The organism is Streptomyces sp. V3I7, from assembly GCF_030817495.1.
In the GTDB taxonomy this organism is placed as follows: domain Bacteria; phylum Actinomycetota; class Actinomycetes; order Streptomycetales; family Streptomycetaceae; genus Streptomyces.
On record NZ_JAUSZK010000001.1, the window covers coordinates 2,603,229 to 2,618,732 of the forward strand.

Sequence of the window (15,504 nt, forward strand, 5' to 3'; positions counted from 1 at the left end):
AGCGGCAGGGTCACTTGCCCTTCGCGGCTTCCTTGAGCTTGCTGCCCGCGGAGACCTTCACGCTGAAGCCGGCCGGGATGTTGATGGGCTCACCGGTCTGCGGGTTGCGCGCGGTACGAGCGGCACGGTGGGTGCGCTCGAAGGTCAGGAAGCCGGGGATGGTGACCTTCTCGTCGCCCTTGGAGACGATCTCGCCGACGACCTCGGCGAACGCGGCCAGCACGGCGTCGGCGTCCTTGCGGGTCACCTCGGCGCGGTCGGCCACGGCGGCCACCAGCTCACTGCGGTTCATGTTGTTACTCCCGTGTTCTTCTTGCCATGGAGGCGTGCCACGCGGCGGAGCCGCATGGGGATGCGGCGAAGCCGATGCTGCCAGGGTCCTCGGACAGTCCCCGGACCCGGGTCTATGGATCAGACCCTCGCGCCCAGGGACGCATCCTGCCCCTACCTGCGGCGGGAAAGCCAATCCGGCACCCGCCGGAGTCGTGAGAACACCCTTGGGAGTCACACGAAAAGTGGGCTCACGCCTGACCGACAAGCCTAGAGGGATACGTGAGGGCACCCGTTCCCGACGCGCCGGGCTCAGGAGCCGCCGTGGCGATCCTCACAGCTCCTGGCCCGATCCGCACGTCCAAAACCGCTCCGAGCGCTCTACAGGGCCGCTCCGGCCGCCCTGGCGGCCTCCCGGACGGCACCGGCGACGGCGCCCGCGACGCGGTCGTTGAAGACGCTCGGAACGATGTAGTTCGGGTTGAGCTCGTCCTCGCTCACCACGTCGGCCAGGGCCTGCGCGGCGGCGAGCATCATCTCGGTGTTGACGGTGCGGGACTGCGCGTCCAGCAGGCCGCGGAAGACGCCCGGGAAGACCAGCACGTTGTTGATCTGGTTCGGGAAGTCGGAGCGGCCCGTGGCCACAACTGCCGCCGTCTGACGGGCGATTGCCGGGTCCACCTCGGGGTCCGGATTCGCGAGCGCGAACACGATGGCACCCTCGGCCATCGCGGCCACGTCGTCGCCGTCGAGGACGTTGGGGGCCGACACGCCGATGAAGACGTCGGCGCCGCGCACGGCCTCCTTCAGCGTGCCGGTGAGGCCCTCGGGGTTGGTGTTGTCGGCGATCCAGCGCAGCGGCGAGTCGGCGGGCGCGTCGATCAGGTCCTCGCGGGCGCCGTGCACGACGCCCTGGATGTCGGCGACGACGGCGTTCTTGACGCCGGCGGCGAGCAGCAGCTTGAGGATGGCCGTACCGGCGGCGCCGGCGCCGGACATGACGACGCGGATGCTCTCCATCGTCTTGCCGGTGACGCGCAGCGCGTTGGTCAGGGCGGCGAGGACGACGATCGCGGTGCCGTGCTGGTCGTCGTGGAAGACGGGGATGTCGAGGGCCTCGCGCAGCCGGGCCTCGATCTCGAAGCAGCGGGGCGCGGAGATGTCCTCGAGGTTGATGCCGGCGAACCCGGGGGCGATCGCCTTGACGATCTCGACGATCGCGTCGGTGTCCTGGGTGTCCAGGCACAGCGGCCAGGCGTCGATGCCGGCGAAGCGCTTGAAGAGGGCCGCCTTGCCCTCCATGACGGGCAGCGCGGCCTTCGGGCCGATGTTGCCGAGGCCGAGGACGGCGGAGCCGTCGGTCACGACCGCGACGGAGTTGCGCTTGATGGTGAGGCGGCGGGCGTCCTCGGGGTTCTCGGCGATCGCCATGCAGACGCGGGCCACACCCGGCGTGTAGATCATGGACAGGTCGTCACGGTTGCGGATGGGGTGCTTGGACTGCATCTCGATCTTGCCGCCGAGGTGCATGAGGAACGTACGGTCGGAGACCTTGCCGAGGATGACGCCCTCGATGCCGCGCAGCTCCTCCACGATCTCGTCGGCGTGGGCGGTCGAGGTGGCGGCGATGGTGACGTCGATGCGGAGCTTCTCGTGGCCGGACGCGGTGACGTCGAGGCCGGTCACCGAGCCTCCGGAGGACTCCACGGCGGTGGTGAGCTGCGAGACGGCCGTTCCGCTCGCGGGCACCTCCAGCCGGATCGTCATCGAGTAGGAGACGCTGGGCGCCGTTGCCATGGCCGACCTCTTCTGCTTTCACGGTGTCGCGAAGTTGTGCCGTCCGATCGTCGCACCTACCCCCGAGTACGCGATAGCCGCCTCGGATTAAGGACGTTTTGTTCACAGTCGGCGGCGCGGAGCGGCGCATGGAGAGAGGCCCGCATCACATCGGATGCGGGCCTCTCGTCCTGCTCGATGACACCGACCCGCCATGCTCGCCTCGCGGCAAGTGGTCCCTCTAAGGGACGAAGGTTGGGCCCGGGGGCTTGGATCGAGCCGGTGTCACAGTAAGGCTAACAAACCGCTGCCCCGGGACCATTCCCGTCCGGGAAAACGGGTGGGAAACGGGTGGGGAGCAGGTGGCGAAACGGGCGGGATCAGTCCCTGAGCAGGTCTGGGACCCCGGCCTCGTCGGGCTCGTCCCGGTCCGCGGAGACGACCGTGAGCTGCTGGGTGGCGCGGGTCAGGGCGACGTAGAGCACGCGCAGACCGGCCGGGGACTCGTCCGCGATCTCCGCGGGCGAGACGACGACCGTCGCGTCGTACTCCAGGCCCTTGGCCTCCAGGCTGCCGAGCGCGACGACCCGGTCGCCGAGCCCGTCGAGCCAGCGCCGCGCCTCCCCGCGCCGCTGCATCGGGACGACGACGCCGACGGTGCCGTCGACCTGGCCGAGGAGCCGCTCGGCCTCCGCGCGCACCGTGTGCTCCAGGGAGCCGTCCGCGACGGCGAAGCGCGGCTCGACGCCGGTGGAGCGCACGGCCGACGGGGACTGCGAGCCGGGCATGGCGAGGGCGAGCACCTTGGAGGCGAGCTCGGCGATCTCGGCGGGGTTGCGGTAGTTCACGGTGAGGTTGAAGCGGCGGCGTGGGCGGGTGCCGAGGGCCTCGTCGCGGGCCTCGGCGGCCTCGTCAGGGTCGGACCAGGAGGACTGGGCCGGGTCGCCGACGACCGTCCAGGTGGCGTGCCGGCCGCGGCGGCCGACCATGCGCCACTGCATCGGCGTGAGGTCCTGTGCCTCGTCGACGATGACGTGCGCGTACTCGGTGCGCTCCTGGGCGAGGCGCTCGGCCCGCTCGCGCTGCGACTCCTCGCGTACGGGCATCAGCTCCTCCAGCCCGGTGAGGTGGTCGAGCGGGTCGGCCTCGCGCTTCTTCCTGGGGCGGGCCGGGGCGCCGAGGATCGCCTGGAGCTCGTCGAGCAGGGCGATGTCGTGCACGGAGAAGCCGTCCCGCTTCAGGGAGCGGGCGACCTTGCGCACCTCGCCCGGGTTCAGGACGCGGCGGGCCCAGCGGCCGAGGCGCCGTTCGTCGGACATGGCCGCGAGCACGCCCCTGGGGGTCAGCTCGGGCCACCAGGCGTCCAGGAACTCGATGAAGCTGTCCTCCGAGGTGATGTCCTCGTCGAAGGAGGAGCGCAGCTCGGCGGCGAGTTCGGGGTCGGCGTGCCGGCCGGCCGCGCCGGACCTGGCCCACAGGGCGTCCAGCAGCAGGCGGCGGGCGCGCGGGCGCAGCAGGTTCACGGGGGCGGTGCCGCCGAGGGCGTTCTGCCGGATCCGCTCCAGCTCCCGCTCCTCCAGCTCGATGCGGCGTCCGAAGGCGACGACGCGCAGCCGCTTCGGCGCGTCCTCGGTCTCCAGCGCTCCGCGCGCGGCCTTCCGCAGCACCTTCAGCATCCGGTACGAGCCCTTGACGCGGGCCGCGGCCGGGGAGTCGTACAGCGTGGCCTCGGCGCCGTCGACGAGCGAGCCGATGGCGCGGATGGCGACCTGGCCCTCCTCGCCGAGGGAGGGCAGCACGCCCTCGGTGTACGCCACGAGCAGCGGCGTCGGCGAGACGATCAGGATGCCGCCCGCGTAGCGTCTGCGGTCCTGGTAGAGCAGATAGGCCGCCCGGTGCAGCGCGACGGCGGTCTTGCCGGTGCCGGGGCCGCCCTCGACGTACGTCACGGAGGCGGCGGGGGCGCGGATGACCTGGTCCTGCTCGGCCTGGATAGAGGCGACGATGTCGCGCATGGTGTGGCTGCGGGCCTGGCCGAGGGCGGCCATGAGGGCGCCGTCGCCGATGGCGGGCAGGTCCTCGCCGTCGAGGGAGGCGGTCAGCTCGGGGCGCATGAGGTCGTCCTCGACGCCGAGGACCTTGCGTCCCTTGGAGCGGATGACGCGGCGCCGCACGACCCGGCCGGGGTCGACCGGCGTGGAGCGGTAGAAGGGGGCGGCGGCGGGCGCCCGCCAGTCGATGACCAGCGGGGAGTAGTCCTCGTCCAGGACGCCGATCCGGCCGATGTGCAGGGTCTCGGCGATGTCGGCGGTGTTGTCGTCGCGCACCGCGCCCTCGGCGGGCTCGACGGCCGTGTAGGCGCCGTCGGGGCCCTTCTTGCCGTCCTTGCCCTGGAGCAGGTCGATGCGGCCGAAGAGGAAGTCCTCGAACTCGTTGTTGAGCCGGTTGAGGTGGATGCCGGCCCGGTACACCTGGGCGTCGCGCTCGGCGAGCGCTCCGGGCGTGCCGACCTGGCCGCGCTGGGCAGCGTCGGCCATGAGGAACTCCGCCTCGTGGATCTTCTCCTCGAGGCGCCGGTACACCTTGTCCAGGTGTTCCTGTTCCACGCTGATCTCTCGGTCCCGTACGGAATCCTGAACCGAGCCGACCGCGGATTGCTGAGCCTGAGCGGCCACCGGGCCCCCTTCTGACGTGCTGGGCAGCCGTCAACCGTACGCGAAGGGGGCCCGCGGAAGCTACGCGCCGGGGCGCGGCGCCGGTTACGCGTCGACCTCCACCAGCCGCTTTCCGTCGAAGGTCATGACCTCGAAGTGGTCGATCTCGTTGGGGGTGAGGGCGGCGCCGCCGTGGACGTACAGAGGCTTTCTGGCCTCCTCGGTCTTGGCATTCGCAATGCCGTAACCCCAGTTCGGGACGGACCATGAGGTGACCGTCTCCCGCTCGCCGTTCTTGCCGACGGCGATCAGCGAGCACTTCTTCGGGCCGGTGACGTTCTTGAGCTGGAGGACCGCGTGGGTGCCCCAGTTCTTCTTCTCCATGGCGACGGTCGCGGTGATCTGGGTCCCCGGGTCCGTCGCCGTCCTCTTGTCGCTCATGGTCTGGAACGCCGCCTGGGCGGGCCCCGCGGCCATGACGCCGCCCCCGTCGTCCGAACCGCCCGTCGCGGCCATGACGACCAGCGGACCGCCGACGATCAGCGCGGCCGCGGCCGCGACCAGGTAGAAGCTCCGGCGGCGCTTCATCGCCCGGCGTTCGGAGACCTCGTCGACCAGCTTCTGCACCAGCCGCGGGCTGGGCTTGGCCGAGGCGGACAGCGACTCCCCGATCGCGGGCGTGCCGGAACCCGGCAGGTCGGCCAGCGCGGCCAGCATCGGCTCCATCCCGGCGAGTTCTTCGAGCTGCTGGGCGCACCACTCGCATCCGGCGAGATGAACCTCGAAGGCGGTCGCCTCGGCGTCGTCCAGGATGCCGAGCGCGTAGGCGCCGACCGTCTCGTGCTCGTTGGGCACCGGAGTTCCCTGCCTGGGGCTCATGGGTCCAGACATACCCGGACCACCTGTTCCGAATCCCCCGTAGACACTCATCACGCCGTCACCCCGCGCTCCTCCAGTGCCAGCTTCATCGACCGCAGGGCGTAGAACACCCGTGAACGGACGGTGCCGCTGGGGATGCCGAGAGTCTCGGCCGCCTCGTTGACGGTACGCCCTTTGAAGTACGTCTCGACGAGCACCTCCCGGTGGGCAGGGGTCAGGTCGTCGAGCGCGTCCGACAGCGTCATCAGCCACAGCGCCTTGTCGATCTCGTCCTCCGCGGGGATGACCTCCAGCGGCGACGGATCGACCTCCTGCGGCCGGGCCTGCCGGCTGCGGTGGCCGTCGATGACGATGCGACGTGCGACCGTCACCAGCCAGGGGCGTACCGAACCGGTCGCTCGATTGAGCTGACCGGCGTTCTTCCAGGCACGGATGAGCGTCTCCTGCACGACGTCCTCTGCTCGCTGCCGGTCTCCGGCGACCAGACGCAGGACATACGCAAGGAGTGGTCCGGCATGCTCTCGATACAGAGCACGCATCAGCTCCTCATCCGGCTCCGAGGGCTGGGACATGCGATGTCGGGCCCTCGATCCAGATTCTTTGGCCACGACGGAATCCTTGCGCACGCCCACCTCCGATGTCCGGGGGTTCCCCCGTTCGGTCGCTCGACCACCGGTACGGACGTGAACTGCGGGACGTTCAAAGGCAGATGAGTGATTCCGTCGACGCGGGATGACGAGAGAGACATGAGCGCACATTCCCGTCGAACGATGTTTACATTTCCGACACGCGTGCGGGAGCGGTGAGACGGCCCGCCAACTCCGTCGCCGGGTGTCCTGTTACTCAAATCACGTCGCCCAAGTCCATGATTCCCGGCCGGGCGGCCCGTTCACGCGCGCGCGAGCGCCGCCCGCCGCCGGTGCCGGGCGACCCGCTCGCGGTTGCCGCACACCTCGCTGGAGCACCAGCGTCTGCGGCGGCCGCGGGAGGTGTCGAGGTACACGATGGGGCAGTTGTCCCCTTCGCACTCCCGGACGGCGGCGCGTGCCACGGGGTCGGTGAGCAGCTCCACCACGTCCCGGGCGACGACGGCCAGCAGCTCGTCGCGCCGGGGCGGGTGTTCCAACTCCCTTACGAGGACTCCCTCTTCGCCGCGTACGGCACGCAGGGCCGGCGGGGCCGCGCAGGCGATCTCGTTGACGTGGGCGAGCGCGAGGTCGTACGGCGGACTCTCGGGGACCGCGCCGCCGCGCACCAACCAGCCCACCTGGTCGCGCAGTTCACGGAAGGCCACGAGCCAGGTGACGTCGGCGTGCGCCAGCGGGGTGCCGGGCGGCACGAGCCCGGAGCCGGTGATCCAGGCGCACAACGGGCCTACCGAGTCGAGGCGTTCGTCGGGATGGGTGGTGGCGAGGAGATCCAGGCAGATCCGCCCGGCGTCGAACCGCAGCTCGTACGGGATCGTGGCCGTACCCGATGCCATGCGCCTGTCACCGCCTAGGGGTCACCCGGACAAGGAACCGCTCCCTCTCTCACAGTGCCTGCCCGCGCACAGGACCGAAACCCCTCGTACCGTCGTGCGAAAACGGTGAACACGCCTTTGTTCTCGACGCATTGTGCTCATTCGTCCGCGTACTTGGCGTCGGCCGCCGGGTCCATCGCCAGTCGGTACCCCCGCTTGACCACGGTCTGGATCAGTTTCGGCTCCCCCAGTGCCGTGCGCAGCCGGGCCATCGCCGTCTCCACGGCGTGCTCGTCACGCCCCGCGCCGGGCAGCGCCCGCAGCAGCTCGGCCCGCGGGACGACCCACCCCGGCCGCCGGGCGAGTGCCCGCAGCAGCGCCATCCCGGCCGGGGGCACGGGCCTGAGGTCGCCGTCCACCAGCACCGCCTGCCCGCGGATCTCCACCCGGTGCCCGGCGAGGGGCAACACCCGGGAGCGGGCGGGCAGTTCCCGGCACAGCAGCTGCACCAGCGGCCCGAGCCGGAACCGCTCCGGCTGTACGGTGCCGACGCCGCGCTCCTGCAACGGCGCCGCGGTGACGGGGCCGACGCACGCGGCCAGCACGTCGTGGCCGAGGGCGGCCAGCAGGTCGTCGAGCAGTCCGCGTTCCGCGGCGCGGGCGAGGAGGGAGGCGGCGGCGGGCGCGCTGGTGAAGGTGACGGCGTCCAGTCCGCGGGAGAGGGCCGCGTCCAGGAGCCGGTCCACCGGCCCGATGTCCTGCGGCGGCAGCCACCGGTACACCGGCACCGGCACCACCTCCGCTCCCCCGGCCCGCAGCGCCTCCACGAATCCGGGCAGCGGCTCGCCGTGCAGCTGGACGGCGATGCGGCGCCCGTCGACGCCCTCGTCCAGCAGCCGGTCGAGGACCTCGGCCAGGGACTCGCTCGACGGCGACCACTCCTCGGTGAGCCCGGCCGCGCGCACGGCTCCCTTGACCTTGGGCCCGCGCGCGAGCAGTTCGGCCCGGCCGAGCGCCGCGAGCAGTTGCTCGCCGAGCCCCCAGCCGTCGGCGGCCTCGATCCAGCCCCGGAAGCCGATGGCGGTGGTGGCGACGACCACGTCCGGCACCTGGTCGATGATGTCCTTGGTGGCGGTGAGCAGTTCGCTGTCGTCGGCGAGCGGCACGATGCGCAGGGCGGGCGCGTGCAGGACGGTGGCGCCGCGCCGTCGGAGCAGCGCCCCGAGCTCGTCGGCCCGGCGTGCGGCCGTCACGCCCACGGTGAATCCGGCGAGGGGCGCGTGCTCGTGTTCCGGTCGCTGTCGCTGTTCTTCGTGTGCGTCGTGTGCGTCGTCCATGACCCGCTCTCCTGGCTGACCCGCGTGCCGGACGAGCCTGTCAACGGCGCGTGACGGGCTCGGTTCGGCGTGATGTCGCCGGTGTTACGTCACGTCACACCCTGGCATGGCTGAGCTGCGGCTTCGCCTCGGCGGCAGGCGACGCCTCCGCGGCCGGGCGGCGCAGGTAGACGCTCCAGGTGAGGGCGAGGCAGAGGCCGTAGAAGCCGAGGAAGGCGACGAACGCGCCGGTGCCGGAGCCGTAGGAGAGGAAGGACTGCCGGAAGGCGAGGTTGATCCCCACGCCGCCGAGCGCGCCGACGGCGCCGATGATCCCCATGGATGCCCCGGAGAGCCGCCGCCCGTAGCTGGCGGCCGCTTCACCGCTGAGGTCCTTGGCGAGGGCCTTGGCCTGGAAGATCCCCGGGATCATCTTGTACGTCGAGCCGTTGCCGAGCCCGCTGAGCACGAACAGCACGACGAAGACGGCCACGAACAGCGCCGGCGACTTCTGGGCCGAGGCCGCGATCAGGGCGGCGGTCGCGGCGGCCATGGCGACGAAGGTGCCGAGCGTGATCCGCGCCCCGCCGAAGCGGTCGGCGAGCCGGCCGCCGACGGGCCGGACGAGCGAGCCGAGCAGCGGGCCGATGAAGGTGAGGGAGGCGGCCTGGAGCGGCGTACGGCCGAACTGGCCGGTGAGCACCTGTCCGAAGGCGAAGCTGTATCCGATGAACGACCCGAAGGTGCCGACGTAGAGGACGGCCATGATCCAGGTGTGCGCGTCCCGTACGGCGTCCTTGGCGGCCCCGGTGTCGTTCCTGAGGGTGGCCAGGTTGTCCATGTACAGCGCGGCGAGGACGGCGGCCACGACGATGAGCGGGATGTAGATCCCGAGCAGCACGCGCGGACCGCCGCCCGCGCCGATGACCGCGAGGGCGACGAGCTGGATGACGGGCACGCCGACATTGCCGCCGCCGGCGTTGATCCCGAGGGCCCACCCCTTCTGCCGCAGCGGGAAGAAGGCGTTGATGTTGGTCATGGAGGACGCGAAGTTCCCCCCGCCGATGCCGGCGAGCAGCCCGACGAGGAGGAAGGTGCCGAAGGACGTCCCCGGCTCCATGACGAGGAACGCGGCGATGGTCGGCACGAGGAGCAGGGCCGCCGAGACGACGGTCCAGTTCCGCCCGCCGAACACGGCGACGGCGAAGGTGTAGGGCACGCGGACGACGGCCCCGACGAGCGTGACCACCGACGTCAGCAGGAACTTGTCGGCGGGGCCGAGCCCGTACTCCGGCCCCATGAACAGCACCAGCACGGACCACACGGTCCACACGGAGAACCCGATGTGCTCGGAGACGACGGAGAGGACCAGATTCCGCCGGGCGACCTTCTTCCCGGTCGCGTTCCAGAAGGCCTCGTCCTCGGGATCCCAGTGCGCGATCCAACGGCTGCCGGGGCGAGTTGGGGTTGCCATGCTGCCTCCACGATGCTGCGGGCTCGGGGGTGAGGAGTCCCGACGGTAGAAAGGCCGCGTTTCCACGCTGTGGCTGGGCGTGACCGGAAGGGAACGTTGCTCTCACCCTCGGGGGCGGGCAGGTGAGAGGTCGACCGGATACGCTGCCCGCTCGCTGAACGGCGACAAGGGGAGGGATCATGCGCGGAGTCGGGGAGATCGGGCGCAGGGGCATGGTGGCCGTCGCCGTGCTGGCCGGTGTGCTCGCGGCTGCGGGGTGCGGCGCGCAGAACCCGCCGAAGGAACAGGGCCCGTCGAAGTCCCGTGCGGGCGGCCTGCGTTGGGAGTTCGCGCACATCGCGGACTTCAGCGGAGAGCTCACCGACGTCGCCGCCCTGGCCGAGGAGGACATCTGGGCGACCGGGGTCGAGCACAACGGCGGGGCCGCCGTCCGCCTGCTCCACTTCGACGGCGAACGGTGGCGGCCTGAACCCCTCCCCGAGGCGCTCGGTGCCACCGCCTACCCGCCCCTGCTCGAAGAGGTCGGCGACGAAGACGTGTGGATGCGTCCGCGCACCCTTCCCGAGGGAACCCGCACGGTCCCCTGGCTGAGGTGGGACGGCACCCACTGGTCCCCGGTGCCGAACCCACCGCCGGACCGTTCCGGATATCTCAAGGCCGCGGCCCCGGACGACATCTGGGCCCTCGCCGACGAGCGGACCGCGCACCACTGGGACGGCACGCGCTGGACCACGACCCGGCTGCCCTCCCCCGCGGTCGACCTCGCGGTGGTGGGGCCGGACGACGCCTGGGCGGTCGGCAGCCGCTCGACGGGACCGGGCACCGAACTGGGATACGGCGAGCGGTACAGCCAACCTCTGTCGATGCACTGGGACGGCGTGTCGTGGAAGGCGGTCGAGACACCGCAGGTCCACTTCGAGAAGCCCTACCCGCCGGAGCCCGGCGCCGGACTCAGCCGGGTCGTCGCGCTCGCCGGCGGTGAGGTGCGCGCGTACGGCTCCAACGGCTTCAACCACGGCGAGGTCGAGGACGAACCCGAGGACCAGCCCATCCGGCTGCGCTGGGACGGCTCGCGGTGGGTCGAGCAGCGGCCCGCGCCGGGCCAGTGCGCCCAGAGGATCCCGATCGGTCAGGACACCGGGGGCCTGTTCCTCGACGGCAACTGGTACCTGACCGACGACGGCCGGTGCGTGAAGATCAAGCGCCGTCGCCTGCCCCTGTCGACCGGCGCCCGCAAGGAGTCGAACCAGTCACTGTGGCTGACGGAGATCCACCGGATACCCGGCACCGACGAGTGGCTGGGCGCGGGACACGTCCAGGTGAACCAGTCCGGCGACCCCTTCAGCGCCCCGGTCGTCGTACGCCTGAAGCGGGGCGGCTGACCTCCGGTCCCGTCCTGTCCGGCCACAGCCTCGGCCTGCGCAGGGCGGCGAGGTCCTCGATCCAGCCGAACGCCACCACCGCCAGTGCGATCAGCGGCCACACGACCACGAACATCCACAGGTTGTCCGTGGCGTCGAGGGCCGCGACCGCGCCGTCGCTCTGGAGGAACGGGAGGTCGTACGCCTGGTCGACGACCAGGACCGCCGCCGCGATCAGGAGGTTGTGCCACAGGTAGATCGTCACCGCGCGGTTGTTGGACAGAGTCACCAGCTTGTCGCAACGGGCCAGTCGGCCCGGGAGTCGCTGCCATGACGGGGAGCACTGGAGGAGGATCACCACGAAGCCGAGGGACCAGGTGGCCTGGGCGAGCGGGATGTCGTTGAGGTCCCAGCCCTCGGGGCCGAGGTGGCCCGAGGCCCACCACAGGCCGAAGGCCATCACCAGCGTCGACAGCGAGACCGCCAGATAGCGGGGGACGCCGGCGAGCAGGCCCTCGTGGTGGGCGAAGCCCAGGACCCAGCAACCGCCGTACACCGCGAAGTCGGTCACCGCGTTGCCGGTCTCGCCGGGGATCGTGACCAGCCCCGTGCCGACGATCGCGGTCAGGCCGAGGGGGGCCAGCAGGGTCGGCCATGGGGCTCGGCGGAACGCCCGGAGCAGCAGGGGCGAGGCGAGCACGAACCACAGGTAGGCGCGCAGGTACCACAGCGGGCCCGCGGCCTGTTCGGCCCACGAGGACTCCAGCAGGCCCGACTCCGAGCCGATGTGCCAGGGGAACGGGGGCGCGCCGACCGGGACGACGTAGTCGATCAGGTCCAGTACGCCCCACAGCCCCCCGTTGTCCGGGTCCTTCGCCGGGTTCCAGCCGCCCGCGAACAGCATCGTCAGCACCACCGCGCCGAACGCCCACAGGGGCGGCAGCAGTCGGCGGATCCTGCCCCTGATCACGCTCAGCGCGGGGCGGCCGAGCGAGCGCGCCATGAGGGAGCCCGCGAGCGCGAACATCACGCCCATGGACGGGAACAGCACGCTCAGCCAGGCCCAGCCGAAGAGGTGGTACACCACCACGCGGACCAGGGCGATCGAGCGGAGGAGGTCAAAGTAGCGGTCGCGGCCCGCCGGTTGACCAGCAGGGCCCTGCGACCTCTGCGGGGAGACAGCCTGGGTGGTCATGCCACGGGACTCCGATCACTACTGTCACGCGTCACCCGGCGTGGTGTCCGGCCGCCGCCCGGCGCCTCCACGACCCCGGTGCGGCGCAGCTTCTGCCAGCGCAGCCGGCCGCCGGTGAGGGCCGTGATCCAGGACTGGAGCAGGACGACGTACATGAGCTGGCGGTAGAGGATCTGCTGGAGCGGCAGCGAGACGAGGTGGGTCATCCGCTCCCGGTCGAGCCGGAAGGCGTACGCCGCGCACACCGCCTGGACCGTCAGGACGCCGAGCCAGGCGACGATCGTCTTCTGCGTGGGGCCGAACACGACCCCGTAGAGAAGGAACATGTCGATGAGCGGGGCCAGGAGCGGGGCCAGCACCATGAACAGGGAGACCAGCGGGAGGCCGACCCGGCCGAAGCGGCCCGAGGGGCCGCGCTCCACCAGGGCGCGCCGGTGCTTCCAGATCGCCTGCATCGTGCCGTACGACCACCGGTAGCGCTGGGACCACAGCTGCCGGACCGACTCGGGCGCCTCCGTCCAGGCCCGCGCCTTCTCGGCGTAGACCACGCGCCAGCCGTCGCGGTGCAGGGCCATCGTGACGTCGGTGTCCTCGGCGAGGGTGTCGTCGCTCATGCCGCCGACCCGCTCCAGGGCCGAGCGGCGGAAGGCGCCGACGGCTCCGGGGATGGTCGGCATGCAGCGCAGGATGTCGTACATCCGGCGGTCGAGGTTGAAGCCCATCACGTACTCGATGTGCTGCCAGGCGCCGATCAGTGAATCCCGGTTGCCCACCTTGGCGTTGCCGGCGACCGCGCCCACGCGCGGGTCGCCGAAGGGCTGTACCAGCTCGCGGACGGTGGCCGGTTCGAAGACCGTGTCGCCGTCCATCATCACGATCAGGTCGTGACGGGCGTTCGCCAGGCCGCGGTTGAGCGCCGCGGGCTTGCCCGCGTTGAGCTGGCGCACCACCCGTACGTCGGGCAGGTCCAGCGCCTCCACGATCCGCGCGGTGCCGTCCGAGGAGCCGTCGTCGACGACGACGATCTCGACCGGGTGCTCGCTGGCCATGAGTGAACGGACCGTGTTCTCGATGCACTTGGCCTCGTTGTACGCCGGCACGAGCACCGACACCGGTTCGGTAACCGGCGCTCCCCAGCGGAACCCGGCGCGGCGCACCCGGCGCGCGTGGAGGCCGGACAGCAGCAGCATCAGCGCGAAGCGGGAGATGACGAGGACGCCGATCACCGCGAGGCCGACCACCAGGACGCCGGTGATGTCCTGCGCGGCCTGGACCAGGAGGATCCATGCCCTGCCCTGCCACAGGTCGGCGCCGGTGACGGGGGTGTGCGCGCTGGGCGCGTCCAGCGCCTCGGTGACGTTGACGAACCGGTAGCCCTGCCGCTGGAGCGTGGGCAGGAACGTGTCGAGGGCCTCGACGGTCTGGTGGCGGTCGCCGCCGGAGTCGTGCATCAGGACGATCGCGCCCTTGCCGCCGTGCGGCGTGGCACGGCGGATGATCTCGGCGACACCGGGCCTGCGCCAGTCCTCGCTGTCGGTGTCGTTGACGACGGTGATGTAGCCGCGGCTGCCGATGTACCGGGTCACCGGCCAGGAGGCGTTGTCCATGGCGTCGGCGAAGGAGGAGTACGGCGGCCGGAAGAGCGAGGTGCGGATGCCCGCGGCGCCCGTGATCGCGAGCTGGGTCCGGGACAGCTCCTGGTCGATACGCTCCCTGGACTGGTAGGAGAGATCGGGGTGGTTGAAGGTGTGCAGCCCCACCTCGTGGCCCTCGGCCACCATGCGCCGGACGAGGTCCGGGTAGCGGGAGGCCATGGTGCCGGTGACGAAGAAGACGGCGTGCGCGTGGTGCTTCTTCAGTACGTCCAGGACCTTCGGAGTCCAGACCGGGTCGGGGCCGTCGTCGAAGGTGAGGACGAGGCGGTGGCGGGGCACGCGCAGGCTGTCCGTCCGGCCGCCGCGGGTGTCGATGACCGGGCCGCCGTCGAGGATCTTCTCCGGCACCTGGTCGGTGGCGGCCTCGGGCCGGACGCGGTGGTCGGCGAGGATCTCGCTGTGGACGTAGCCGCGCAGCATCAGCATGGCCATCAGGGCGGCGAGGATCAGTACGGGCAGCAGCAGGCGCATGGGCAGACGGCGGCGCCGGGAGCCGTCCCGGGGACCGGTCGTGCTTCGGGGACGGCGGGTGCGGGATGCCATCAGAGGGTGGGCTCCCGCGGCAGGCCGGTGGACGCCTTGCCGTGCCGCTCGGCGGCGACGGGCCGCCGCGAGGCCGCGCTGCCGGCGACCGGATCGCCGCCGGGTCCCGCGCTGCCGCCGGCCGGGGGTGCCGAGGGGGTGCCGGGACTCTCCGCCGGCCGGCTCGGGCCGGCCGAGGTCTGCGAAGGCGTGGGGGCGGTCGAGGGCTGGGTGCCCTGGGAGGGGCCGCCGCTCGCGCCCGAGCCGGACGTCGGCTTCGCCGTCGCCGCGGGCAGCTTGACGTCGGTGGTGGAGCCCGGCTTTCCGGGGCGCGGGCGGGCGGCGGGCGCGGTACTGCCCACCCCCTGCGACGGCGTCGTACCGTCGCTCGCGGCCGGGCCGGTCCCGGACGGCGCGCCGTCCTCGCCGCGTGGCGCGTCGGACTCGGCGGGCAGCGGTGAGATGTCCACCTGGCCGGCCGGTTTGCCCTCGCGCTGGCCCGGCATGGGCAGCCACGGCGCGTCCGAGCTGCCGGACAGCAGCGTGACGACGATGACGGCGCCGTAGGCCGCGCACGCGAGCCCCACGGCGGTGCCGATCCGGCGGAACGTACGGCTGCGCCGCCCCGACTCGTCGACGAACACCGGGCTGTCGGAGCCGTCCTGACCGCCGCCCCCGGGCGCCGGACGCGGGCCGCCCCCGAACCGGACGGCATCGAGCTGGACCGTCACCTCGTGCGGGTCGTGGGCCGGGGCGGCGACGGCCCCGCCGGACTCGCCCCAGGGATCCCGCAGGGACCCGGGCCGCGCGGCCCGACCCGCCCCGAACTTCGCCGTCGAGGCCTTGGCGGGCGGTACGGCGGTCTCGTCCGTCTCGGGCGCCGGCCGGGTCTCCATGACGGTCGCCGTCGCTCCGGTCTGCGGAAAGGTCTGGGTCTCTC

Annotated in this window: 12 protein-coding genes; 1 reads left to right on the forward strand and 11 read right to left on the reverse strand. The window is 71.9% G+C overall.

Going from position 1 to position 15,504, the window contains the following annotated elements; all coding sequences use genetic code 11:
• Nucleotides 1–10: 10 nt before the first annotated feature.
• The 8 genes from QFZ74_RS12130 to QFZ74_RS12165 all read right to left on the reverse strand — a co-directional run bounded on the left by QFZ74_RS12130 (nt 11) and on the right by QFZ74_RS12165 (nt 9,831).
• Nucleotides 11–292, reverse strand: coding sequence for an HU family DNA-binding protein (locus QFZ74_RS12130; protein WP_307620823.1), 282 nt, complete (start codon nt 290–292; stop codon nt 11–13).
• Nucleotides 293–651: 359 nt separating this feature from the next.
• Entirely contained in the window at nt 652–2,067 is a 1,416-nt protein-coding gene (locus QFZ74_RS12135) for an NAD-dependent malic enzyme (RefSeq protein ID WP_307620824.1), read from the reverse strand.
• A gap of 359 nt (nt 2,068–2,426) precedes the next feature.
• On the reverse strand, nt 2,427–4,721 hold the full coding sequence (locus QFZ74_RS12140; RefSeq protein ID WP_307620825.1) for a UvrD-helicase domain-containing protein: 2,295 nt from the start codon (nt 4,719–4,721) through the stop codon (nt 2,427–2,429).
• Between the two features lie 84 nt (nt 4,722–4,805).
• Nucleotides 4,806–5,630, reverse strand: a complete 825-nt coding sequence (locus tag QFZ74_RS12145) for an anti-sigma factor (protein ID WP_373462375.1) — start codon at nt 5,628–5,630, stop codon at nt 4,806–4,808.
• On the reverse strand, nt 5,630–6,151 hold the full coding sequence (locus QFZ74_RS12150) for a sigma-70 family RNA polymerase sigma factor (RefSeq protein WP_010039908.1): 522 nt from the start codon (nt 6,149–6,151) through the stop codon (nt 5,630–5,632). The genes QFZ74_RS12145 and QFZ74_RS12150 overlap by 1 nt, the downstream gene beginning before the upstream one ends.
• 317 nt (nt 6,152–6,468) lie before the next feature.
• Complete coding sequence (locus QFZ74_RS12155) at nt 6,469–7,062, reverse strand: CGNR zinc finger domain-containing protein (RefSeq protein ID WP_307620827.1); 594 nt, start codon at nt 7,060–7,062, stop codon at nt 6,469–6,471.
• 137 nt (nt 7,063–7,199) lie between these two features.
• Nucleotides 7,200–8,378 (reverse strand): uroporphyrinogen-III synthase, encoded by a 1,179-nt coding sequence (locus tag QFZ74_RS12160; protein WP_307620828.1) that lies wholly within the window; start codon nt 8,376–8,378, stop codon nt 7,200–7,202.
• Between the two features lie 94 nt (nt 8,379–8,472).
• Nucleotides 8,473–9,831, reverse strand: a complete 1,359-nt coding sequence (locus QFZ74_RS12165) for a NarK/NasA family nitrate transporter (protein ID WP_307620829.1) — start codon at nt 9,829–9,831, stop codon at nt 8,473–8,475.
• Between the two features lie 179 nt (nt 9,832–10,010).
• Between QFZ74_RS12165 and QFZ74_RS12170 the strand changes: the two genes are divergently transcribed.
• The gene (locus QFZ74_RS12170; protein ID WP_307620830.1) at nt 10,011–11,213 is read left to right on the forward strand and encodes a hypothetical protein; all 1,203 of its coding nucleotides are present in this window, start codon (nt 10,011–10,013) and stop codon (nt 11,211–11,213) included.
• Here the strand turns inward: QFZ74_RS12170 and QFZ74_RS12175 are convergent.
• From QFZ74_RS12175 to QFZ74_RS12185, 3 genes are read right to left on the reverse strand one after another with little or no spacing between them, the layout of a single operon-like run.
• Complete coding sequence (locus QFZ74_RS12175) at nt 11,173–12,387, reverse strand: acyltransferase (protein ID WP_307620831.1); 1,215 nt, start codon at nt 12,385–12,387, stop codon at nt 11,173–11,175. The genes QFZ74_RS12170 and QFZ74_RS12175 overlap by 41 nt on opposite strands.
• Nucleotides 12,384–14,585 carry a glycosyltransferase gene (locus tag QFZ74_RS12180; RefSeq protein WP_307620832.1) on the reverse strand — a complete coding sequence of 734 codons (2,202 nt, stop codon included), beginning with the start codon at nt 14,583–14,585 and terminating at the stop codon, nt 12,384–12,386. The genes QFZ74_RS12175 and QFZ74_RS12180 overlap by 4 nt, the downstream gene beginning before the upstream one ends.
• Nucleotides 14,585–15,460, reverse strand: coding sequence for a hypothetical protein (locus QFZ74_RS12185; RefSeq protein WP_307620833.1), 876 nt, complete (start codon nt 15,458–15,460; stop codon nt 14,585–14,587). Before QFZ74_RS12185 ends, QFZ74_RS12180 begins: the two co-directional genes overlap by 1 nt.
• Nucleotides 15,461–15,504: the final 44 nt, after the last annotated feature.